The sequence below is a fragment of the Duganella sp. GW821-FHT07G03 genome (assembly GCF_059418605.1).
This window is the reverse complement of record NZ_JBWKQE010000011.1, coordinates 188170-211468: the sequence shown is the minus strand read 5'-3', so window position 1 is coordinate 211468 and position 23299 is coordinate 188170. Positions and strand designations below refer to the sequence as shown.

Annotated in this window: 11 protein-coding genes; 3 read left to right on the top strand and 8 right to left on the bottom strand. The window is 67.5% G+C overall.

From position 1 onward, the window contains the following. The first annotated feature begins 18 nt into the window (after positions 1-18). A complete protein-coding gene (locus AC07OK_RS16415; RefSeq protein WP_494691318.1) occupies positions 19-732 on the top strand; it encodes a cyclic di-GMP-binding domain-containing protein, MshE-related in 714 nt (237 codons plus the stop codon). On the opposite strand, the gene AC07OK_RS16410 is transcribed toward AC07OK_RS16415, so the two are convergent. The 8 genes from AC07OK_RS16410 to AC07OK_RS16375 form a co-directional block, all read right to left on the bottom strand. Beyond that, on the bottom strand, positions 726-2240 hold the full coding sequence (locus AC07OK_RS16410) for a glycosyltransferase family 9 protein (RefSeq protein ID WP_494691317.1): 1515 nt from the start codon (positions 2238-2240) through the stop codon (positions 726-728). The two genes, AC07OK_RS16415 and AC07OK_RS16410, sit on opposite strands and share 7 nt — an antisense overlap. Next, positions 2237-3724: a TolC family protein gene (locus AC07OK_RS16405; RefSeq protein ID WP_494691316.1), complete on the bottom strand. Its 1488-nt coding sequence runs from the start codon at positions 3722-3724 to the stop codon at positions 2237-2239. Before AC07OK_RS16405 ends, AC07OK_RS16410 begins: the two co-directional genes overlap by 4 nt. Next, on the bottom strand, positions 3714-5057 hold the full coding sequence (locus AC07OK_RS16400; protein WP_494691315.1) for an HlyD family type I secretion periplasmic adaptor subunit: 1344 nt from the start codon (positions 5055-5057) through the stop codon (positions 3714-3716). Before AC07OK_RS16400 ends, AC07OK_RS16405 begins: the two co-directional genes overlap by 11 nt. Further along, entirely contained in the window at positions 5054-7258 is a 2205-nt protein-coding gene (locus tag AC07OK_RS16395) for a type I secretion system permease/ATPase (RefSeq protein ID WP_494691314.1), read from the bottom strand. Before AC07OK_RS16395 ends, AC07OK_RS16400 begins: the two co-directional genes overlap by 4 nt. Positions 7259-7422: 164 nt before the next feature. Further along, positions 7423-16407 carry a beta strand repeat-containing protein gene (locus AC07OK_RS16390; protein WP_494691313.1) on the bottom strand — a complete coding sequence of 2995 codons (8985 nt, stop codon included), beginning with the start codon at positions 16405-16407 and terminating at the stop codon, positions 7423-7425. Further along, positions 16404-17552 (bottom strand): hypothetical protein, encoded by a 1149-nt coding sequence (locus AC07OK_RS16385; protein ID WP_494691312.1) that lies wholly within the window; start codon positions 17550-17552, stop codon positions 16404-16406. The genes AC07OK_RS16390 and AC07OK_RS16385 overlap by 4 nt, the downstream gene beginning before the upstream one ends. 198 nt (positions 17553-17750) lie before the next feature. Further along, positions 17751-18764, bottom strand: a complete 1014-nt coding sequence (locus tag AC07OK_RS16380) for a DUF4424 family protein (protein WP_494691311.1) — start codon at positions 18762-18764, stop codon at positions 17751-17753. 338 nt (positions 18765-19102) lie between these two features. Continuing rightward, positions 19103-20731, bottom strand: coding sequence for a M28 family peptidase (locus AC07OK_RS16375; RefSeq protein WP_494691310.1), 1629 nt, complete (start codon positions 20729-20731; stop codon positions 19103-19105). Between the two features lie 86 nt (positions 20732-20817). Between AC07OK_RS16375 and gluQRS the strand changes: the two genes are divergently transcribed. After that, the gene (gene gluQRS, locus AC07OK_RS16370; protein WP_494691309.1) at positions 20818-21756 is read left to right on the top strand and encodes a tRNA glutamyl-Q(34) synthetase GluQRS; all 939 of its coding nucleotides are present in this window, start codon (positions 20818-20820) and stop codon (positions 21754-21756) included. A 41-nt stretch (positions 21757-21797) separates the two neighbouring features. Next, on the top strand, positions 21798-23294 hold the full coding sequence (locus AC07OK_RS16365) for a CYTH and CHAD domain-containing protein (RefSeq protein ID WP_494691308.1): 1497 nt from the start codon (positions 21798-21800) through the stop codon (positions 23292-23294). The last annotated feature ends 5 nt before the right edge of the window (positions 23295-23299 follow it).

The following is a 23299-nucleotide window of genomic DNA, read 5'->3' as shown; positions in this document are numbered from 1 at the left end:
AAAAAAGGAGACGGGGCTATGGGATGGTTGTCGAATAATCAAAGCAAGTCGATGCTCGGTCAGCTGCTGGTCAAGCAGAAGCTGATTACCGAAGAACAACTGGCCAACGCGATCGCGCTGCAACGCACCACCGGCCAGCGGCTGGGTGACATCTTCGCCGAGCTGAACCTGATCACCCAGCAGCACATCGAAGAAGCGCTGCGCAAACAGCGCCGCCTGCGGATGGCGGCGGCCATCGCCACCTCCCTGCTGGCGCCGATGGAAACCTACGCCGCGCAAGCGCTGCCGTCGCTGGCGGTGGGCACGCCGGTGCTGCTGAGCAAGGACCAGCGCGGCCTGCAGATCAAGGAGCGGCCGGGCCTGCAAGCCTTGAGCGAAGAGGAACTGGGCGACACCTCGGCCCAGGGCCTCAGCGACGAGGTGCTGCAAGTGGTCAAGCAGGCCAAGCACAACGGGCTGGAAGTGGTGGGCGACATGGCCAAGCTGCTCAATCCGGTGCTGGGTTTCCTGGAGGCCGACACCAGCATGAAGAACGTGGTCTACGATCCGAGCAAGGCCACCGCGACCATCAACAAGGACGGCTCATTGACCTTGAGCCTGCCATCGTCGATCGGCGAGCTCAACTTCAACAACATCCGCGTCAAGGGCACCGAGGGCGCCAGCTTCGGCAGCATCTCGCTCAAGGGCATCGATTTGACGGGCACTTCGATCACGTTGGCCTTCCATCACTGAACGCCGGCGTCCGGCGCGGCCAGCTGCGCCGGCAGCGCCTGCGCCACCTGCGCCAGCGCCCCGGCCCAGTCGCCGGCGGCGGGCTGGCGGAACAGCCGCACCGACGGATACCAGGGACTGTCGGCGCGCCCCAGCAGCCAACGCCAGTCCGGCGCGAACGGCAGCAATATCCACACCGGTTTGCCCAACGCCGCCGCCAGATGGGCGACCGCCGTATCGACAGTCACCACGATGTCGAGCAGCGCCAGCAAGGCCGCCGTGTCGCCAAAGTCGCCCAGCTGCGGGCCGAAAAATTGCACTTCGCCGCGCGCGGCCAGCCGGGCCGCGTCGGCCGGACGCAATTCTTTTTGCACGCACAGCAAGTCGCCGTGGCCGGCCAGCGCCTGCGCCATCTGCGCCAGGGGAATCGAGCGGTTGTGGTCGTCCACATGGCCGCTGCTGCCCGAACACACCAGGCCAATGCGCGGCGCCCGCCGCGGGCCCAGGCGCTGCGCCCAGCGCGCCAGCTGCGCTACGTCCGGCCGCAGATAGGCCGGCGCCGCCGGGATGCTGGCCAGGCCGGTGCGATGGGCCAATGGCAGGCTCATCAGTGGGCAATGGCAGTCGAAGGCCGGCAAGGCCTGGCCCCGCACATACAGGCCGCTGACGCCGGGCAGCTGCGCCATCAGGCCGCGCAACGGCGCCTGCACTTCCAGCAGCACCGTCGCCCCCAGGCTGGCCACCCAGCCGACATAGCGGCAGAACTGGATGGTGTCGCCGTAGCCCTGTTCCGCATGCAGCAGGATGGTCTTGCCGCGCAGGCAGCCGCGGCCCAGCCACAGCGGCTGCGCGAACTGGCGCCGGCCATGCCCCAGCTGCCGGGTATGCCAGCGCCATTCGTATTTGCGCCAGCCCAGCTCCAGATTTCCCAGCAGTAGCTGGCACAGGCTTTCATTGAAATTGGCGCCCACATGCAGCGGGTTGAGCGCCTGCGCGTAGGCATAGCTGTCCAGCGCCTGCGCATGCCGCTGCAGCATGAACTGGACGTTGCCGCGGTTCGACAGCGCGTCGACATGGTCGGGCCGCAACTGCAGCGCCCGCTCGTAGCAGGCCAGCGCGGCGTCGTGGCGGCCCAGCTTTTGCAGCGTGGCGCCCAGGTTGACCAGCACCGGCAAGGCGTCCGGCTTGAGCGCCAGCGCCCGCTGGTAGCTCTCCAGCGCCTGCTGCGGACGCTGCAGCGCGTTGAGGACATTGCCGCGGTTCAGGTGCGCCGGCACGAACGCCGGCCGCAGGACGATCACCCGCTCATAGCTGGCCAGCGCCTCCTCATGGCGTTTGAGCTTGTCGAGCAGCAGCGCCTGCTCGAACCAGGCGCCGGCCAGCCCGGGCTGCTGCGCCAGCAACTGCGCGCACAATTCCAGCGCGCCCCGGTCCTCGCCCTGCGCGCGCAACTGCGCCAGCCGCACCAGCGCCGCCGGCCGCTCGCCGGGCGCGGCGGCGGCGGCCGGCGCCGCCGTGGCCGCGCTCATCGTCCCGCTCCGCCGGCGATCGCCGCCAGCCCGGTACGGCCCAGCACGCCGCCGTCGGCCAGCAGCCGCAGTCGCGCCGAGCGCCATTCGGCCAGGCAGCGCACGCGTTCCTGCATGGCGTCGGCCAGCGCGTTCTGGCCGCTGAGCACCTCCAGCATGTCGGCCGCGCCGCGCTCGTAGCGGCGCTGGGCGCTGGCCAGGGCCTGCTGCGCCGCCGCCAGCAAGTCCTGCGAGGCCTGCAGGTTGTTCAGCGCGGCGGCACTGTCGGCATGGACTTTGACCACTTCCATCAAGACCTGGTGCTCGACGTCGTCGAGTTCGGCCGCGCGCTGCTCGGCCTGGGCCTGGGCGCCGCGCACCTTGTAACTGTGGGCATAGCCATCGAACAGCGGGAAGCTGAGCACCAGGCCCACCGTGTTGACGTGACTGCCCAGCGCGGACGGCGCCTGGCCCGGATAGCCGTTGCGGTAATAATTGGCCGACAGGTCCAGCGTCGGCAAGCCCTCGGCCACGGTGGCGTCGACCCGGCTCTGCGCCGCCTGCCAGCTGGCGCGCGCCGCCGCGATCGCCGGGTGGCCGGCGCGCGCCTGGCGCATCCAGGCGTCCAGGCTGCGGCCGTCCGGCGCCGCGCCGGCGCCGGCGCCGTCATCCTGCTCCTCGGCCAGCGTCAGCTCGCTGTCGGCGGGCGCGCCGATGGCGTAGGCCAGCACCGCCACCGCCTTGCGGTAATTGCCCCAGCAGCGGTTGCGCTCGAGCGTGGTGCGCGCCAGCACGGTGGCCGCCTGCAAGGTGTCGCCCAGCGGCGCCGCGCCGCGCGCCTCGCGCCGCTGGGCGCTGGCCAGCGTCTGGCGCGCCAGCGCCACGCCCTGCTCTTTCGCCTGCCACGCGGCGCGGCTGCTCTGCACGTCGAAATACGCTTGCACGGTGGCCGCCAGCGTCTGCTGCAGCGCCGCCTCGTGCTGGGCCAGCGCCGCCGCCAGCAGCTGGTTGGCGCTCTGGCGGTTGGCGGCGCGGGTGCCGAAATCGAACAGCCGCCAGCTCAGCGCGGCGTACACGGTGTGCGCCGCGCTGCGACTCGACGGCGCGCCCGCCGCCTCGTAGGCGGTGCGGGTGTCGAGCCGGCTGGCGGTGGCCGACAACGTCGGCAGATAGGCGGCGCGGGCCTCGCCCAGCGCGGCGGCCTGGGCCTTGATGCCGGCCCAGGCGGAGCGCAGCTGCGCCTTGTTGGACAAGGCCAGATCGACCGCGTCCACCAGCGCCAGCGCGCCGGCCGGGCCGGCGGCCGGCGGCGCGGCCGGCGCCAGCGGCGCGCTGTCGCCCGGCAGCACGGCGCCGCGCTCCAGCACCGGCGGCCGCGTGCGCAACGGATCGGCCAGCGGCGCGCTGAGCGCGGCGGCCCAGCCGCCCGGCCCGGCCTGCGGCGGGGCGGCTGCGGCCGGCAGCGCCGCCAGCCACAGCACTATCGAGCCGCGCTTAGCGCTCATGCAAGGCCTCGTGCCGGTGCTGCAGCAGCGGCGCCAGCACGTACTCGATGACGCGCCGCTCGCCGGTCTTGACCTCGACCGACACCGCCATGCCGGGCGACAGCGGCATGGCGCCGCGTTCGCCCGCGATGCTGGACCGCTGCAGCATGACCTTGACCGCATACAGCAAGCCGCGCTTGTCGTCGGCGATGGCGTCGCGCGACACCTGGATGACGCTGGCGCCGACGGTGCCGAACTTGGTGTACTCGAAGGCTTCCACCTTGACCTCGGCATGCTGGCCGGGCTGGACGAAGCCGACATCGCGGTTGTCGAGCATGGCTTCCACCTCCAGCGCCTGCGCCGCCGGGACGATTTCCATCAGCGGCTGCGCGGCCGGCACCACGCCGCCCACCGTATGCAGGTTCAGCTGCTGGACCGTGCCGTCGACCGGCGCCACCAGCCGCAGCAGCCGGCTGTGGGCGCCCGCCCGCAGCCCGTCCTGGCGCGCCGCGTCCTCCATCCTGACGCCTTCGCTCAACTGGTCGTAGGCGGCGCGGCGGGTCTCGGCCTGCAGCGCGGCGCGCTGGTGCAGCGCGTCGGCCAGCTGGCCGGCCAGGTCGATCCTGGCCTGCTCCTTTTCCAGCCAGGCGTGGGCCGCCACGTCGTGCTGCGCCAGCAAGGCCCGGTAGTCCTCGGCGCGCCGGGTGGCCAGCGGCAAGTCCTGGCGGCAGCGGGCGATCTCGCCGTCGATGCGCGCCAGCCTGGCCTGGTAATCGAGGTACTGGCCGGCCAGGTGCAATTGCTCGGCCCGCCATTGCGCCGGCGCCGCGCCGGCGGCCGGCGGCCATTGCGGCGCGCGGCCCTGGTCGATCGCGGCGATCAGCGCGCGCGCCCGCGCCGCCTGCAGCGCGCCGGCGTCCTGCTGGCTGGCCGCCTTGTCGTGCTCGGCGTCGCTGGCGCTCGCGTCCAGCTCGACCAGCAACTGCCCCGCCTTCACTTGCTGGCCCTCGACCACATGCAGCGCGCGCACGCTGGCCACATCGACCGAGGCGATGGTCTTGACGCGCTGGCTGGGTATGATCTTGCCGTTGGCGTTGACGATGATGTCGACCTTGCCCAACACCGACCACAGCAGCACCAGCGCGACCAACGACGCCAGCAACAGCGCCGTCAGGCGCGCGGTGGACGAGACCGGCCGCTCCTGCAGCGCCAGCGCCGCCGGCAGGAAGGCCGCTTCCTGCGGCCGCAGCGACATGCCGTCCAGTTCGGCTCGGCGGCGCCAGCTGTCGGCCCACACGCGGCGGTAGCGCCCCAGCAGCGCGGCGGCCGCGCGCCAGCGCTGGCCGCCGCTCACGCGACCTCCCGCGCCGCGCCCGCCGGCGCGGCGGCGCCGCCGGCCTGCAGGCGGTGCAGATGGCTGTAGATGCCGTGCGGATTTTGCAGCAGCGCCGCGTGGCTGCCGCTCTCGGCGATCTGGCCGCGCTCCATCACCAGGATGCGGTCGGCCTCGCGCACCGCCGACAGCCGGTGCGCGATCACCAGCACCGTGCGCCCCTGGCAGATGGCGCGCATATTGTCCTGGATGATGCGCTCCGACTCGTAGTCGAGCGCGCTGGTGGCTTCGTCGAAGATCAGCACCCGCGGGTTGCCGATCAGCGCGCGGGCGATGGCGATGCGCTGGCGCTGGCCGCCCGACAGGCCGGTGCCGTGTTCGCCGACCAGCGTGTCGTAGCCTTCCGCCAGCTCGCAGATGAATTCGTGGGCGCCGGCCAGGCGGGCCGCCGCGATCACCGTCTCCAGCGGCAGCGCCGGATTGCCCAGGGCGATGTTGTCGCGGATGCTGCGCATGAACAGCGTATTCTCCTGCAACACCACACCGATCTGGTGCCGCAGCGAGGCGGTGTCGACGATGGCCAGGTCGTGGCCGTCGACCAGCACGCGGCCGCGGTCGGGCACGTAGAGCCGCTGCACCAGCTTGGTCAGCGTGCTCTTGCCCGAGCCCGAACGGCCGACGATGCCGATCACTTCGCCCGGCCGGATCTTCAGGCTCAGCTGGCGGATCACGTCGGCCGCGTCGGGCCGGTAGCGGAACGACACCTGGTCGAACTCGATGGCGCCGGCCAGCCGCGGCAGGCGGCTCTTCTGGCCCGCCACCTCGGTGCGGGCGTTGAGGATGTCGCCGAGCCGGCTCATCGAAATGCCGACCTGCTGGAAATCGTTCCACAGCTGGGCCAGCCGCAGGATGGGCGCGGCCACCTGCCCGGCCAGCATATTGAAGGCCACCAGCTCGCCTACGCTGAGGCGGCCGTCGATGACCAGGCCGGCGCCGACCCACATGATGGCGGCCGTCACCAGCTTGCTGATCAGGTTGACCCCGCCGCTGGCCACGGTGGCGATATTGCTCGCGCCCAGGCCGGCGGCGACATAGCCGGCCAGCTGGCGCTCCCATTTCTGCTGCCAGCGCGGCTCGACCGCCAGCGCCTTGACGGTGTCGATGCCGCCGATGGTCTCGACCAGGAAGGACTGGTTCTCGGCGCTGCGGTTGAACTTGTCGTTCAGGCGCGCCCGCAGCACCGGCGTCAGCAGCAGCGACAGCAGCAGGTACAGCGGGATCGACACCAGCACGATGGCGGTCAGCGCGGCGCTGTAGCACAGCATCACGCCGATGAACACCACCGAGAACAGCAAGTCCAGCACCAGCGTCATGGCGTTGCCGGTCAGGAAGGAGCGGATGTTTTCCAGTTCACGGATGCGCGCCACCGAATCGCCCACGCGGCGCGCCTGGAAGTAGGCCAGCGGCAGGTTGAGCAGGTGGCGGAACAGGCGCGCGCCCAGCTCGACGTCGATCTTGCTGCTGGTCTGGGCGAACACATAGCTGCGGATCGCCGTCAGCAGCGCCTCGAACACGGTGGCGCAGACCAGGCCGATGGCGATCACGTTGAGCGTCTTCATCGCGTGGTTGACCAGCACCTTGTCCATCACCACCTGGAAGAACAGCGGCGTGGCCAGGCCGATCAGCTGCAGCACCAGCGAGATCAGCAGCACCTCGGCCAGCAGCCGGCGGTATTTGACCACGGCCGGGATGAACCAGCTGAAGTCGAAGCGGGCCAGTTCGCCGGCGCCGCCGGCCTGGCTGGCGCAGAACACCAGCTCGCCCGTCCACCATTGCAGCAGCGTGGCCGTGGCCAGCAGCTGCGGCGCTTCGCCGGGACGCTGGATCAGCACCCGCTCCGGCGCGGCGCCCTCGCCGGCGTCGGCAGTGCCGGCCTGGTGCTTGGCCAGGATGAAGTAGCGGCCCTCCTGGTCGCGCGCGATGGCCGGCAGCGGCGCCTGCGCCAGCCGGCGCGGATCCTGGCGCAGCAGCCTGGCGCGCAAGCCCAGGCTGCGGGCGGCCAGCAGCAGCGCGCTGCCTTCGAGCGGCGCCCCCAGGCCGAATTCATGCTGCAGGGCGGCGGCGTCGGCGGCCATGCCGTGCAGGCCCGCCATCATCAGCAGACAGGCCAGGCCGGTGTCGATGGCCGCTGGCTGCGCTGCGCTTGCTGTACTGACTGCCATTGCTGTTTCCGTTCGTGTGACTGCGGCCCGATCGACGGCGGGCCGGCTGGTGATCTTTTCAGACGGAAATCATATGAGATCCCCGGCAATTAAGAAAATATCAATATTGGCCCTGCAAGCCAAGCACATGGCCTGGCGAGCCAGGCCATGCGCCGGGTGCGCGCCTAGGCGGCCACGGCGTGGCTGGCGCTCAGCAGCGGCCGCACCAGCACATCGTTGGCGGCGGCCACGCCGGTCTGCGCGGCGGCGGCCGGCGCCAGCGCCGCCATCGCCTGCAGCAGCAGCGCCGGGTCCGACGCCAGCGGGGCATACAGCGCGCGGATCGCCGCCACGTCGCTGGCGGCCAGCGTGCGGTTGCCGCTGTTGAGCGCGTACGACTCGATCGAGGCCGGGTCGGCGTTGTCGGCCAGGCCCAGCGCGTGGCCGATTTCATGCAGCAGCACCTGCTCCAGCGTGACCTCGGTGCCGGCGTAGGTCGGCTCGCCGTCGGCGCCGGCCAGCAGCGCCAGCTGTGCGCTGTCCTCGACCGCGATGGTGGTGCCGGCCTGCAGCAGGCCGCCGTCGCTGCGCGCCGTGGTGCTGCCGACCAGGCCGGTGTCGGCGGTGTCGAAGCGGCCGGCGCCGATGCGGATGTCCGAGGACGCCGAGTCCGCCACTTGCTGGAACCGCAGCCCCGACGCCGCGCCCCAGCTGGCGAAGGCCTGCCGTGCGGCAGCCTCGGCCGAGTCGTCCAGAGCGCCGTTGAACGCGCCGCCGGCGCTGGCCAGGCTCCAGCTGAGCACCGGCGTGTTCCAGCGCAGGCCGCTGAACACCGGCGCGCCCGTCGTCGCCGCCAGCGACGACACTTGCGCCAGCTCGCTCAACGCGGTGGTGGCGCCGAGCTGGTTGTCGGCGTTCCACTGGCCGGCGGCGATGGCCGCCAGGTCGCGACCGGCCGCGGCCGCCGCCGCGGCCGGGCTGCCGGCCAGCCCGGCCCAGGCGCTGCCGAGGAACTGGCTGATGTTGTCGAGGATGCCCTCGCCAAAGAAGTCGGGCGCGCCGATCGACGGCACCGCATCCTGGTACGACTGCCAGATGGTGCCCGACATATTGTCCGGTATCGTGAAGTTGCTGCCGATGCCGTTGTTGTTGTTGGTGTCGGACGCATATTCGTTGACGCAGACGTCGTTGGTGCCCAGATTGCTGTTGCTCTCGTTGATCCCCCAGTTGTTGGTGCGGTCGTGGTCGCCGGCGTTGGTGGTGCTGTCGCCCTGGCCGTAGTTGTCGGTGATGTCGCGCGCGCCGGTGACATGGGTCTGGTCGCCCACCCCCATATTGCTGGTCACATTCTCGGTGCCGTACACATTGGTGATATCGCCGCTGCCATAGATATCGTTCAGGTCGTGGCTGCCGTTGACATTGATCACATCGCCGCTGCCGGCCACGTTGAGCTTGTTGTTGCCGTTTTCGGTCAGCGTGTCGTTGTCGCCATTGAGCGAGGCCCAGGCGCCGTCGTTGAGGATGATGCCGGTGCCCTGGCCGTCGGCGGTGCGCCCGCCCACCGTCAGGCCGGCGGCGCCGATGACGTCGCGCACCCCGCCGGTGTTGCCGATCACCAGCAGGTCGCCGGGGACGGCGAAGATGTGGTTGGCGCCGCCGTAGGCCGCCAGGCTGTCGCCGCCGCCCATGGTGATGTAGTTGTTGCTGCCGCTGACGTTGGCTTGCGAATTATCGCCGAGGAAAATGCCGCTGACCGTGCTGTTGGCGGCGTAGCCGGCCAGGCCGTCGGCATTCGCGGTGACGTTGTCGAACACGCCGCCGGTGTTTTTCATCTCGATGCGGTTGCCGCCGCTGCCGCTGGCGTTGCCGGCGATCCCATAGCCGCCGCCGTTGGCCAGCAAGCTGTCGCCATAACCGAGCGAGATGGCGTCGCCGCCGCCGTTGACGGTGACCTGCGAGTTGTCGCTGAGCTGGACAAAGGCGCCGCTGGCGTTGAGCGTGTTGAGCGCGGCCGCCTGGCCGCCATAGATGCCGATCCAGACCGCGTCGCCGGCTTGCGCCGACACCGTGTCGGCGCCGCCATAGACGCCGAAGTTGTCGTTGACGCCGGCGTTGACGGTGTCGTGCGAGCCGACCACGTCGACCCGCGAGTTGTCGCTCACCGCGACGCTGAGGCCGGAGCCGTTGACGCGGTCGATATCGGCGGCGTAGTGGCCGTTGCCGCCGATCGTCACCTGGTCGCCGCTGCTCGCGCTCAGCGTGTTGCTGCTGCCGTACAGGGCGATATTGACGCCGCTGCCGGCGTACACGACGTCGTGGCTGCCGTCGACCTCGACATGGGAATTGTTTTCCACCGTCACCGTCGCGCCGGCGTTGGCGATGACGGTGTCGGTGGCGCTGCCGGTACCGGCCCCGCCGATGGTGACGTTGGCGCCGGCGCCGGCGGTGACGGTGTCGCCGCTGCCGTTGATGGTGACGGTGCTGCCGGCGGCCACCACCAGGGTGGCGTTGCTGAGCGAGAGCGTGCCGCTCAGGTTGATCTCGGCGTGGGTCAGCGGATTGAAGTCTTCCTCGCCGATCACGGTGGCGCCGTTGGTGAACTGCAGATTGAGCTGCTGGCCGCTGCCGTTGTAGTTGGCCAGCGAGGTCTGGATCACGCCGCCGCTGCCGTTGGCGCTGAAGCTGGCCAGGCTCAGCTCCAGCCCGTTGGCGCCGAAGGTCTCCATGCTGAGCTCGGTACCGTTGGCGGCGAACAGCTCCAGACCGGTTTCGACGCCGCCGCTGTTGTAGGTCTTCAAGTCGGTCTCGACGTGGCTCGACGGATTGAAGTCGGCCACGCTGAGCAGCAGGTGGGACGCCGGGTTATAGGTGCTCAGGCTGGTTTCCTGGCCGGCGGCGTTGAACGCGGCCACGCTGGTGGTCTGGCCGCTGTAGTCGAAGGTCGTCAGGCCGCTCTCCACCCCGCTCGCGCTAAAGGTTTCGCTGCTGCTGCGGGAGCCGCCGGAATACAGGTCGAAACTGGTTTCGTGGCCGCTGCCGTCGAAGCGCGCCATGCTCGCTTCTAGCCCGCCCGAGAAACTCTCCAGGCTGGTGGTGTAGCCGGCCGTGTTGAGCGTGGCCAGGCTGGTCTCGACCGAGGCGCCGTTGCCGCTGCCGGGCGTAAAGCTGGCCAGCGTGGTGGCATGGCCGGCGGTGTCGAAGGTGGTCAGCGAGATTTCCTGGCCGGCGCCGTTGAAGTCCTCTTCGCTGGCCTTGATGCCGGCGTTGTAGAGCTTGAGGTCGGTCTGCAGGTGCGTGGCCGGGTTGTAGTCGATCTGGCTGGTGGCGACGCCGCCGCCGTCCACGTAGACCAGGCTGGTCTGCTGGCCGGCCGCGTTGAAGTTGCCGTAGCTGCTTTCCTGGCCGGCGTAGTTATAGTTGATCAGGCCCGATTCCTGGCCGTTGCTGCCAAAGGTCTCGGTGCTGGTCTTGAGCGCGCCCGCATAGGTGTCCAGGCTCAGCTCATGACCGAAGGCGTCGTAGTGCGCCATGCTCGCTTCCTGGCCGCCGCTGAAGCCTTCCAGGCTGGTGGTGTAGCCGGCCGCGTTCAGCGTGGCCAGGCTGATCTCGACCGAGGCGCCGTTGCCGGCGGCCGGGGCATAGCTGGCCAGCGTGGTTTCATGGCCGGCGGTGTCGAAGGTGGCCAGCGAGATTTCCTTGCCGGCCGCGTTGAAGCTCTCCAGGCTGGTCTGCACGCCGTTGCTGAAGGTCTTCAGGTCGAGCTCGATTTTGGTGGCCGGGTTGAAGTCTTCCTGGCTGACGATCTGGCCGCCGGTGTTGATGCCCATCAGGCTGGTTTCCTGGCCGCTGCTGTTGAACACGCCGTAGCTGACTTCGGCGCCGGAGTAGTCATAGTTGACCAGCGCGGTTTCGATGCCGTTGCTGTTCCAGCTGATGCTGGTCTTGCTGCCGTAGTACACCGTGTCGAGGCCGATCTGTTGGCCGGCGTCGGTGTAGGTGGCCAGGCTGGTCTCGGCGCCGTTGTTGTCCCAGTGCTCCAGGCTGACGGTGACGCCCGCGCTGTTGAGCTTGGCCAAGCTGGTTTCCACCGGCGCCCCGTAGCTGGCCGGCACGAAGGTGGCGTAGCTGGTCTCGCGGCCGCTGACGCCGTCGAAGGTTTCCATGGAACTTTCCACGCCCGCGCTGAAGCCCTCCAAACCGATCTCGACGTTGGCGGCGTTGAAGGTCTTCAGGTCGGTTTCAACGTGCGTGGCCGGGTTGAAGTCCTCGATGCTGTTGACATGGCCGGTGGCCGAGATCGCCACGAGGCTGGTTTCCTGCCCGGCCGCGTTGAAGTTGCCGTAGCTGGTCTCGATGCCGCCGGCGTAGGTCATGTAGCCCGATTCGACGCCGGCCGTGGTGAAGGTTTCGGTGCTGGTCTTGCTGCCCATGACGAAGCCGTCCAGGCTGGTTTCATGGCCGTTGCCGTCGTAATGCGCCAGCGTCGCCTCCTGCCCGAAGGTCAGCGTTTCAAACGAGCTGGTGCCGCCGCCCAGGTCGAAGGTGAGCAGCGTGGTTTCCTGCACCGCGCCGCCGCTGCCAGGGGCGAAGGTGGCCAGCGTGGTTTCGTGGCCGCCGGCGTCATAGCTGGCCAGCGACGACTCGACGCCGCCGGTGTAGGTCTCGACGCTGCGCAGCACGCCGTCGGTATAGAGCTTGAGATCGAGGTCGAGGTGGCCGCCCGCGACGAAGTCCTCCTGGCTGACCATCTGGCCGGCCGCGTTCAGCCCGATCAGGCTGGTTTCCTGGCCGGCGCTGTTGAAGTTGCCGTAGCCCGTTTCCAGGCCGGCGCTGTTGTAGGTGGTCAGGCCGTTTTCCAGACCGGTGCTGCTGAAGGTCTCCACCGCATTCTTGTAGCCGCCGCTAAACAGCTCGAGGCTGGTTTCCTGGCCCACCGCGTTGTAGTGCGCCATGCTGGTCTCGGCGCCGTAGGCGAAGCTCTCCAGGCTGGTGGTATAGCCGGCCGGGTTGAGCGTGGCCAGGCTGGTTTCGGTCAGGCCGGCATAGCCGCTGGCGAAGGTGGCCAGCGTGGTCTCGACGCCGTTGGCGTCATACTGCGCCAGCGTGGTTTCGACGCCGCTGCTGTTGAAACTCTCGAGGCTCTTGATGACGCCGTCGGTGCCGAAGGTCTTCAGGTCGACATCGATATGGGTGGCCGGATTGAAGTCCTCCTCGGTCAGCATCTGGCCGGGGTTGCCCGGGGTCACGCCGATCAGGCTGGTCTCCTGGCCGGCACTGTTGAAGTTGCCGTAGCCGATTTCCAGGCCGGCGCTGTTGTAGTTGGTCAGACCGTTTTCCACGCCGCCCGCGCCGAAGGTTTCGGTGGCCGACTTGTAGCCGCTGCTGACATACAGGTCCAGGCTGGTTTCCTGGCCTTGGGCGTAGTGCGCCACGCTCGCCTCCAGTCCGAAGGTGAACAGCTCGAGCGCGACGGTGGTGCCATCCGGGTTCAGGCTGACCATCTGGGTTTCCTGCGCCGTGTTGTTGTAACCGGGGACGAAGCTGGCCAGCGAGGTCAGCTTGCCGCTGACCGGATCGTAGGTGGCCAGCGCATTCTCGATGCCGGCCGGGTTGAAGGTTTCGAAGCTCACTTCGGCGCCGGCGCTATTGAACAGCTCGAAATCGGTTTCGACATGGGTGGCCGGGTTGAAGTCTTCCTGGCTGGTGACGGCGCCGCCCGGCGTCAGCGTGACCAGCCGGGTCTCCTGGCCCGCGCTGTTGAAGCTGGCGTAACTGGTCTCGACATTGTTGGCAAAGGTCATCAGCCCGGCCTCGACGCCGGTCGCGCTGAACAGTTCCGTGGTGGCCTTGCTGCCCATCACAAAGCCGTCCAGGCTGGTTTCGTGGCCACTGGCGTCGAAGTGCGCCAGGCTCGCCTCCTGGCCGAACGTCAGCGTCTCGAACGTGGTGGTGGCGCCGCTGGCGTCGAAACTGGTCAGCGAGGTCTGCGCGACCTTGCCGAAGTTGTCGGGCGCGTAGGTGGCCAGCGACGTCTCATGGCCGCCGGCGTCGTAGGTGGCCAGCGAGTTCTCGACGCCGGCCGAATTGTAGCCCTCGATGCTGACCAGGGTGCCGTTGTTGAACAGCTTGAGGTCGACATCGACATGGGTGGCCGGCGCAAAGTCTTCCTGGCTGATGATCTGGCCGGCGGGATTGACGCCCACCAGGGCGCTTTCCTGTCCCAGGCTGTTGAACACGCCGTAGCTGGTTTCCGTGCCGGCGCTGTTGTAGTTGATCAGCCCGGCCTCATGGCCGCTGGCGTCGAACGTCTCGGTGCTGGTCTTGTAGCCGTTCCACAGGTCCAGGCTGGTTTCATGGCCGGCCGTATCGAACTTGGCCAGGCTGGACTCGCTGCCGCTGAGGTCGAACGACTCCAGGCTGGTGGTGCCGCCGTTGGCGCCCAGCGTGGCCAGCGACGTTTCCTTCAGGCCCATGATGCCGACCGCGTAGGTGGCGTGGGTCAGCTCCAGGCCGGAGGCGGCGTCGTAGGTGTCGAAGCTCTTTTCCTTGCCGGCGGCGTCGAAGCCCTCCAGGCTCAGCAGACTGCCGCTAGCGTTGAACTGCTTGATGTCGAGGTCGAGGTGGCTGGCCGGGTCGAACTCCTCCAGGCCCACCGTCTTGCCGGCCGCGTTCAGCGTCGCCTGGCTGACCTGCTGGCCCAGGCTGTTGTAGGCGCCATAGCCGGTTTCCACGCCGGCCGTGTTGTAGCTGGCCAGTCCGGTTTCCAGGCCGGTGCTGCCGAACGTTTCGGTGGTCGAGCCGCTGGCGTTGAACAGGTCCAGGCTGGTCTTGACGCCGGCGTCGTTGTAATGCGTCATGCTGGTTTCAATGCCATAGCTGAAGGTCTCGGCGCTGGTGGTGACGCCGGCCGCGTTCAGCGTCGCGAAGCCGGTCTGCTCCACGCCGAAGAAGCCCTTGGCGTAGTTGGCGACGTCGATCTCGTGGCCGCTGGCATCGAAGTCCATGAAGAGCTTTTCCAGCCCGGCCGTATCGTACAGTTCCAGCGAGCGCACGTTGCCGCTCTTGTCGGTCGTCTCGTCGCCCAGCTTGTTGCCGACGCCTATGCCGCCGAGCTGGCTGTCGGTCAAGCTGAGCTTGCTCGATCCATCGGGCAGATCGGTCACGGTCAGCTTGTCGCCGCTGGCGGTGGCCGACGCGCTCTTGCCGCCCAGCTGGTCCGGCTGGATATGCAGCGCGTTCAGGAAACTGAGCGCTGCGGCGCCGTTGGCCGCGGGGATCGCCACGCCGTGCTCGTCGAAACTGAACGCGCTCACGGCGATCAGCTTGCCGTCGGGGCCGGCGCCGTAGGAAATCACCATCGGCTTGCCGTTGTCGTTCACTGTCACATTCATCGCCTGCGGCGCGGCGCCGCCGCCGGACAGATAGTTTTCCACCAGCGGGTTGGAGCCAGCCACAGCGATCGGCGCATAGTCGATGGTTCCCAACGGCGTCGGCTGCGCGCCTTCGGTCGGGATCAGCGTCTGTACCTCGTGGTTGCCGGTGTAGACGTCGGAACGCACGCTGCCGTCCGAATTGGTGGTGCGCACGTCCCATTCCAGGCCGGCGTACAGGCTGACATACTGGTCGGGCGTGAGCGCGATGACGGCGTTGGAGCCGCTCAGATGCAGCAGGCCGTAACCGTCGCTCGAGACCACCGAATAGCTGCCGTCGGGACGGGTCGTGATCATTTGACCGGTGGTGGTGTAGGGCGTCACGCCGTCGAGCACGGTGGTCGGAGGCACAAAGGTAACGCTGGTGCCGTCGCCGTAGCGCAGGATGAAGCCGGCGCCGCCGTTCTGCTGGTCGAGCGCGACGCGCAGTCCGGTCTCGCCGGTGGCGACCACGCTGCCCGGACCATAGAGCTGGGTCCGGGTGTAGCCGTTCGCCACCGGCGGGATATTGCCGGGTTCGGCCGTCTCGGTGGTCCCCAGGCCGAGTTGGGTCAGGAACAATCCCACCATGGTCTTGGCGAAGCCGAGCGGATTGAGCAGGGGGACCGCGCGCAGCAGCAGCTCCCCCGCCCCGGCCAGCACATCGGCCAGGCCAGCGGGCATGTTCATGCGTCGCAGCATGCTCGACAGGACGCCGGCGGTCTCGCCGGGCTTGGACAACTCCATCGCCATATAACCGGCCCAGGACAGGCCGACGATATTGTCCTTCATCGGCAACTCGTTAAACATCCAGCGCATATTGGCCGAAATGGTCGAGGTATCGAGATGCGGCAGACTGGCGCCGTCCACCGGCAGCAGCGCCTTGAAGTCGCCCAGGTTCTCCTTCACCCATTGCGAAAAAACGAACTCGAAACGGTGCAGTCCGCCGATATCGTTCAAGGTCTTCTCGGACGATGAGATCTGCGCCACGTAGGTCTTGCCAACCAGATTGGTGCCGCCGGTCTGGGACACGATGTCGGTCAAGCCTGAATAGGCGTTTTTCGCCACCACCACCACCGAGTCTATCTGCTGGGCCTGCGCCAGTTGCTGCTGATCCAGCTTGTAGCCTTGCGTGAGCGCGTATTCGTCGCCGGGACCGTTGAGTCCAAAGACGCGCACGTTCGACGGCAACAGCCCGGGGATAGGGGGGAAACCTTCAGGCGCGAGCGGGTCGACCCCGGGACTCAGGCCGGTCACCAGGCCGACGCCGATCAGTTTGGCCATGATGGCGCCCAAGCTTTGCCCGCCCAGCGTTACGGTCACATTGCTGCCGTCGCTGAATGCGGTCTGGATACTGTCCGCCAGATCGGCGCGGAAGTTCCGGTCGCTCAATACCTGGAGCGCCTGGTTGGTGCCGAGCACCCCGAGATCGGCCGCGGTGTCTGGTTTGTCATGCGGCACACCGTTGGAGCCGGCGCAGCCGATCAACACATCGTGCGTCGCCGAGTTCACCGCAACGAACACATCCGTGCCACTGTCCCGATCCTTGAACACCCGCTGGACCACATAGCCATTCGGAATACTGAGCTGCAACGGTATTGCGCCGGGCAGACCGGTGGCGCTGGTATCGTCGACATAGGTCAGCACCTGGCCGACAAACAGACCGCCGCCATTATTGAGGGCGTAGGCGGTTTGACCGGCGGCGGCGGCGGTGCCGATCCATGCGGATTGGCTGGCGGTGATGCTCGGTGGGGTGCTCATGGTTGGATCTCTTCACAAAAATTGATGACTAATTGTCTAAATCGTTCGTGCGCCGCCGGGCTACGGTCCAGGCGTGCCGCATAGGGATCACCATCGGAGCGGCTGTAGTACAGCTTGCAACCATCGGGAGAAACGACCGCCGCGTCACCGATTTCGCCATCCTCGACGCGCAGCAGCTGGCCACCGCGTTCCAGGTACAGGCCTTGCTGGCGCCAGCGCTTCCACCACGGCCGGAACTGCCACAACACACCGTCGCGCAACAGCAATGGCGCTCCCGATCCGTTGCCGTTCGCCAGTACCGGCGGCGCCCACAACAGCCGCAAATCGCCGCGCAGCGACAGCACACTGCCCGCCGGCAGCGAGAATCCGGAAGGGAAGGCAGATTGCACGAAATACTCGCGGCTCCAGGGCAGATAGCTGAAGGCCAGCCCGGGCGGACTACTGCGGCTGGTGGCCGGGACGGCCGCCACCTGTTTTCCCGCGGCGTCGTTGAGGTAGATGGTCCGGCCGACGCCGCTGACGGGATCGGCCCCCTTGAGCGAGACGGCAAGCGTGCCCTGCCCTTCGGACAAGCGATAGCTCAGGGTTTTGTTCTGGGTATCCCATGCCACGAACTGGCAATCGATCCGCGCGATCTCCTGGCCGGAACGCCATTCAATCGGCTTCAATTCTTCGCCCAGCCTGCCGGCGAGGATCACCTCGCCGTGGGTCGGCGCTCCCATGTTGGGGCGGTCGGCTCCCGGCGCATAGGTCCTGACGATCATTCTTGCGCCGGAATAGCACTCCAGGTCGCCGCGATAGGGCAATTCGTCGATCTGCCCGGTGTCGGTGTCCAGCACCACGATCTTGGACGGCTCGCCCGGCGCGGCACGCCACCCGGACGGCAGCGTGCGCGCAGTCCGGATCAGACGGTGATGGTCGATCCAGTACGCTTGAGGATGGGTGAGTTTGTACCCGATGAATGGCTGGATTTTGGGCGGGAACCGCCGCAACGCGTCGACAAACTGTTTTTTCTGCTCGGCGCTGAAGTCCAGGTCATCGGACGCCCGTACCAGCGGCGCGACTGCGCCCGCACAGCAAGCAGCGGCCAACAAGACGCGCCACATCCAGGCGCGCAAACCTTCAAATGTGTGGTTTTCTTTCATGTAGGGCACCGCGGCGCGACCGATTGCCCTACCCGGCTCACCATCTGTAATTGATAACAATTGATTCCAGGCGGAATATTATTGCATTGCTGTTAATTGCAATTGATACAATGAAGACCGGCGGGGCCAACTTCATGGCCTAACGAGCCAGGACGCGGCAGCGCTCATACGATGGTGGCGCTTGGTAGAGCACGTTGTTCAGGGCGAGCCGTCGCTGGCCTCGATCGTATAGAAATTGACGACGATGCGCTCAGGCGGTGTGTAGTTCCGGCGGCTGAAACGCAAGGTCTTGTCGTTGATACGGGCAGGCTGGCCGGGGAAGCATAGTGAAACGATCTGGTCCGGCGTTTGCTTGACAATGTCCAGCACGAAATCCGCCACCACTGCCCGCTGCCCGGCGCCTGCAAGATACTCGACGTCGTGTAGCTCCACGACCACCTGCCTGGCGCCCCGCAGAAGAAGGGAGCGCGTGCGTGCGACCACCGCCTTGCGCGCGCCCTCATTCAGGCAGGCCTGGTCCGCCTGTTCGGGGAGCGACGACACGGGAATGCTTGCGGGATCGGAGCCGCCGCCCGCCGCACTATAGATAAAGTATGCATGGCCGCGAAACGGCTGGTAGCCATGCTCGATGACGGTCTGCGCTACGGCAGGGAAGACCTGCTCCCAGTAAGCACGCTCCGACACCGTCCATGCCGGGGCCCTACCGGCCCGTAGCGCCCCTAGCCGCTTGAGCGACGCCACTTGTGGCTCCGGCAGATCCACGACGCCGGCCACCGTGTCGGCGTCACCGAAACTGCGGAAAATCTGCTCATCGCTGAGCTTGGCCTGACGCAGCTGAGCCGTGATGTCGCGGCCATGCAGCAGCGCTTTTTGCTCGACGGTCAAGGAAACCGGCTGCCCGTTCGCGGTAATGTTCAGGGACTCGACGGGACCACGGTTCCAGTAGTCTTTGGTCTGCTCCGGATCCCAGGGAAACACTGGCATGGGAAACGCCAGCGTCGCGACGATCGGCGCGACGCCGTCGTTCTGGAACACGTAGCGCGCGTCCACGCGCGCAGCAGACAACGTGAGCTTTTCGCTGACCAGGCGCAGCGTATTGGGTGCGGCCAGGACGATGCCGCCGGCGCCTACGCGCGGCACAACGTCGTCGGCCTGCGCCAGTCCACTGAGCAAGGCAAATAGCGGCAACAAAGAGCGAAAAGAGATCATCATGATGTAATTCAATTAATTTTCCGAATGGATAATATTACAATACTAGCAACAGCATTCAGATCGATGTTGTCCGCCGAAGCCAAGTACATGGCTTACTGAGCCAAGGCCGCAAGGCCGGCGCAAGCGCGCGAGGAACCCCGATCGAGGCACTGGCGTCGTGATGCAGAATAGTCTTGATTGAATTCAAGCCGCGGAGTCGCGGTCAGAAGGAAGAATTGCCGGGCAATGCAATCATGCACCACCGGCATTTGAATCCGGCACGCCAACGCACAGGAGGAATGCGGTCGGCGTGCCGAGAACGTGCATGGCCAACGGCCCTGCACTCAGTGTGATGCTGTTTACTTCAGATTGCGCGGCTTGGCGAAGGCGTCGCCGGCTTTCCACTCCGGCAGCTTGGCGCCGTTGGCGATCAGGCGGCCCAGGTTCAGCGTGTATTGCGCCGTCTGCACCATGCCCGACAGATCCCAGCTCGCATCGTACTCATCGGTCACCTGATGGTAGCGCTTGTCGTAAGCCTCGGCCTTGGCTTTCGAACCGGCCGGGTCCTTGATGTACTCGCGGCCCGACTCAATCGAGAACGCCGGCACGCCGTTCTTGGCGAAGTTGAAGTGGTCGCTGCGGAAGTAGCCGCCCGCCAGGTCAGGTTCCGCTTCGGCGATGTGCATGCCCATGGCCTTGGCCGCCGTCTCGGCCAGCTTGCCCAGCTCGGTGCGCTCGCTGCCTTGGGTGCCGATGTCGCGCGTGGCGCCGACGAAGTTCAGGCTGTCCAGGTTCAGGTTGGCGGCGGTCTTCGCCAGCGGCCACAATGGCGCCGCGGCATAGGCCGCGCTGCCCAGCAAGCCCTGCTCTTCAGCGGCCACCCACAGGAACATCTGGCTGCGCTTGGCCGGTGCGCGCACCGCCTCCTGCGCCATCGCCAGCAACGCCGCCGAACCGGAAGCGTTGTCGACCGCGCCGTTGAAGATCGTGTCCCCAGTATCGCCTTGTTTGCCCAGGTGATCCCAGTGCGCGCTGTAGATCACCACGTCATCCTTCAGTTTCGGATCGGTGCCCGGCACCACCGCCGCCACGTTGAACTGCTCGACCTTGCGCACGGCCGCTTTCATTTCGCCGTTCAGCTTGGCGGCCAGCGGGACCGGCTTGAAATCCTTGTGCTCCGCCGCGGCGCGCAGCGCGTCGATATCCTGCCCGGCCGCCTTGAACAGCGCGCGGGCGGTGTCGTCGGTCATCCAGCCTTGCAGCTGCGTGCCCAGCGTGCCCGCCGCCAGCTGGAAGCGCTCCACGCCCGACCAGCTGTTCTGGATCACGCTCCAGCCGTACGACGCAGTCGGCGTGGTGTGTATCAACAACACACCGGCGGCGCCCTGGCGGCGCGCTTCTTCAAACTTGTAGGTCCAGCGGCCGTAGTAGGTCAGGCCCTTGCCGTTGAAACGGTTGGGCTGCTCGGCGGTCGGCTGCGGGTCGTTGACCATCATGACCAGGATCTTGCCCTTCAAGTCCACGCCCTTGTAGTCGTTCCACTGCTCGTCCGGCGCGGTGATGCCGTAGCCGACGAACACCAGGTCCGCATTGAAGCTATGCGACGCACTCGCATCGCCCGGCGCGAACACCCAGTCCTTGCCAAAGCTGATCGGCAGCGCCTGGCCGCCCGCTTCCAGTGCCAGCGTGCTCTCGGCCGGCTGCGTCTTGACGCCGGCGATCTGCACCGACTGGCGATAGCTGTCGCCATTGCCCGGCTTCAGGCCCAGCGCCAGCGCTTGCGTTTCCAGGTAAGCCACGGTCAGGTCGGCGCCGCGCTGGCCGGTGCCGCGGCCTTCCAGCACATCGCTGGCGAGGAAGGCCAGGTGGGCGCGCAGCGGAGCTTCCTTCACGGCGGCGTTTTTGGCGCTGTCGGCGTGGGCGGGAAAGGCCAGCGCCAGGCTGATGGCCAAGGCGGAGGCTACATAGGAGGGGGTCATTTTTTGCATGATTTCCTGGAGACGTAAAAGGTGGTCGCGGTCCGTTGAATTTGCCGCGCGTACATTGTATGCGATAGCCACGCTAAAATGGCGGCATGACAGTCCGCACTCCCTACCTCGGCCGCTTCGCCCCCTCGCCCACCGGCCCGCTGCATATCGGCTCGCTGGTGGCCGCCATGGCCAGCTACCTGGACGCCAAAGTCCACCACGGCCAGTGGCTGGTGCGCATCGAAGACGTCGACGGCGACCGCAACGTGGCCGGCGCCGACCAGCACATCCTGGCCTCCCTGCAACGCTGCGGCATGCTCTGGGACGGCGACGTCAGCTGGCAAAGCCGCCGCACCGACCTGTACCAGCAAGCCTTGCGGCAGTTGGGCGAACTGGTCTATCCCTGCGGCTGCTCGCGCAAGGAAATCGCCGATTCGCAGCTGAGCCTGACCGGCCGCCAGGCGCAGGCGCTGATCTACCCAGGCACCTGCCGCCACGGCCTCGCCCCCGGCAAGAACGCCCGCGCCCTGCGCCTGAAGGTGCCGCAGTCGCCGCACTGTGTGCTGCGCTTCGACGACCGCTGGGCCGGCCCCGTCAGCCAGGACCTGACCGACGACGTCGGCGACTTCGTCATCAAGCGCGCCGACGGCTTCTGGGCCTACCAACTGGCCGTGGTGGTGGACGACGGCGCCCAGGGCATCACCGACATCGTGCGCGGCGCCGACCTGCTCGACTCCACGCCGCGCCAGCTCTACCTGCAACAAGTGCTGGGCCTGCCGCGCACCAGCTACCTGCACGTGCCGGTGGTGACCAACGACCTGGGCGAGAAACTGTCCAAGCAAACCGGCGCCATGGCCTTCGACCACGGCGCCGCCCCGCAACAGCTGTTGCAGGACGCCATGCTGCCGGCCGCCCGCTTCCTCGGCATGGACCTGCAGGCCGACAATCTCGACGCCTTCTGGCGCGCCGCCGTGCCCGCGTGGGCGCAAGTTCTGCGGAATCTGCCGAATCCACGCCAGACTCGATATCGATCAACACCGGCATAGGCGTGCGCGGTGCGCGCCGGCTTTTCCTCTACACTGAAGCAATGGAAGTCGAACTCAAACTACTGCTCTCGCCCGCCGACAACGAGCTGCTGCTCCAGCACCCGCTGATCGCCGCCCACGCGCGCGCGCCGGTGCGCTCGCAGCCACTGTCGGCCCGTTACTTCGACACACCGGACCTGCACCTGCTGCGCCACGGCGCCGGCCTGCGCGTGCGCAAGATCGACGGCGCCTGGATCCAAACCATGAAAGCCGGCGGCAGCGTGCAGAGCGGTCTGCACCGGCGCAACGAATGGGAAGGCCCGGTCGACCGCCCTTGGCCGCGCCTGGGCAAGCTGCGCAAGCTGATCGGCGACCACCAGCAATGGCTGGACGTGCTGGCCGACGACGACCTGAAGGCCAGGCTGGAACCGCTGTTCGTGGTGACGGTGCAGCGCCACAGCTGGGACCTGGACGTCGACGGCAACCACATCGAACTGGTGCTCGACCACGGCCACATCGAACGCCACGGCCACCAGGTGCCGGTCAACGAAATCGAACTGGAACTGAAGGACGGCGACCCGGCCAGCCTGTTCGCCTTCGCCTTGCAGCTGCAAGAGCAGATCCCCATGCGCCTCAGCAACACCAACAAGGCCGAGCGCGGTTACATGCTGTGCCGCCAGACCGGCACCGTACCCTACCGCGCGCAAAGCCTGTCGCTGGAGCCGGACGCCACTGCCGCCGACGCGCGGCTGGCCATCCTCAACAACTGCCTGCAACACATCCAGCGCAACGAAAACGCCGTCATCGAAGGCGACGACGCGGAAACGCTGCACCAGATGCGGGTGGGCGTGCGCCGCCTGCGCTCGGCGCTGAAGCTGTTCGAAGCGAGCTCGCCCTGCCCGCCCGCGTTGCAGGAAGACGTAGGCTGGCTGGGCACGGAACTGGGCGCGGCGCGCGACTGGGATGTGCTGCTGGCGTCCACGCTGACGCATATCCAGGCCAACCCCGGCGGCCGCAACAGCGTGCTGGACCTGCAGGCGCTGGCGCTCAAGACCGCCCACGCCAAGCGGCGCGAAGCGGGGCAAGCCCTGCTCTCGCAACGCTACACGCGCCTGCTGCTGACGATGGGATTATGGATGCAACTGCCGGCCGAGGGCATGGACGAACCGGCGCTAGCCTTCGCCAACAGCACCATGAAGCGCCTGCACAAAAAACTGTTGAAGCGATCGCAGCGCATGGACGACAGCGCCCCGGAGACCATCCACCGCACCCGCATCGCCGCCAAGCGGGCCCGCTACGCGCTGGAATTCTTCCATTCCCTGTACAGCGGCAAGGGACTGCGCAGCTATCTGAAAACGCTGTCCGCCACGCAGGAAAAACTGGGGCGGCACAACGACCTGGTGGTGGCCGACCGGCTGTTGCGGGAACTGGGCCAGCAGCACGAGGCCGCCACCGCAACCGTCCAGTTCGCGCGCGGCTACCTGCAAGCGCTGCAGGCCACGCAGCCGGCCAATCTGGCGACGATCTGCGCCGACCTGCACGCCTTGCGCCTGCCGTAGCGGCC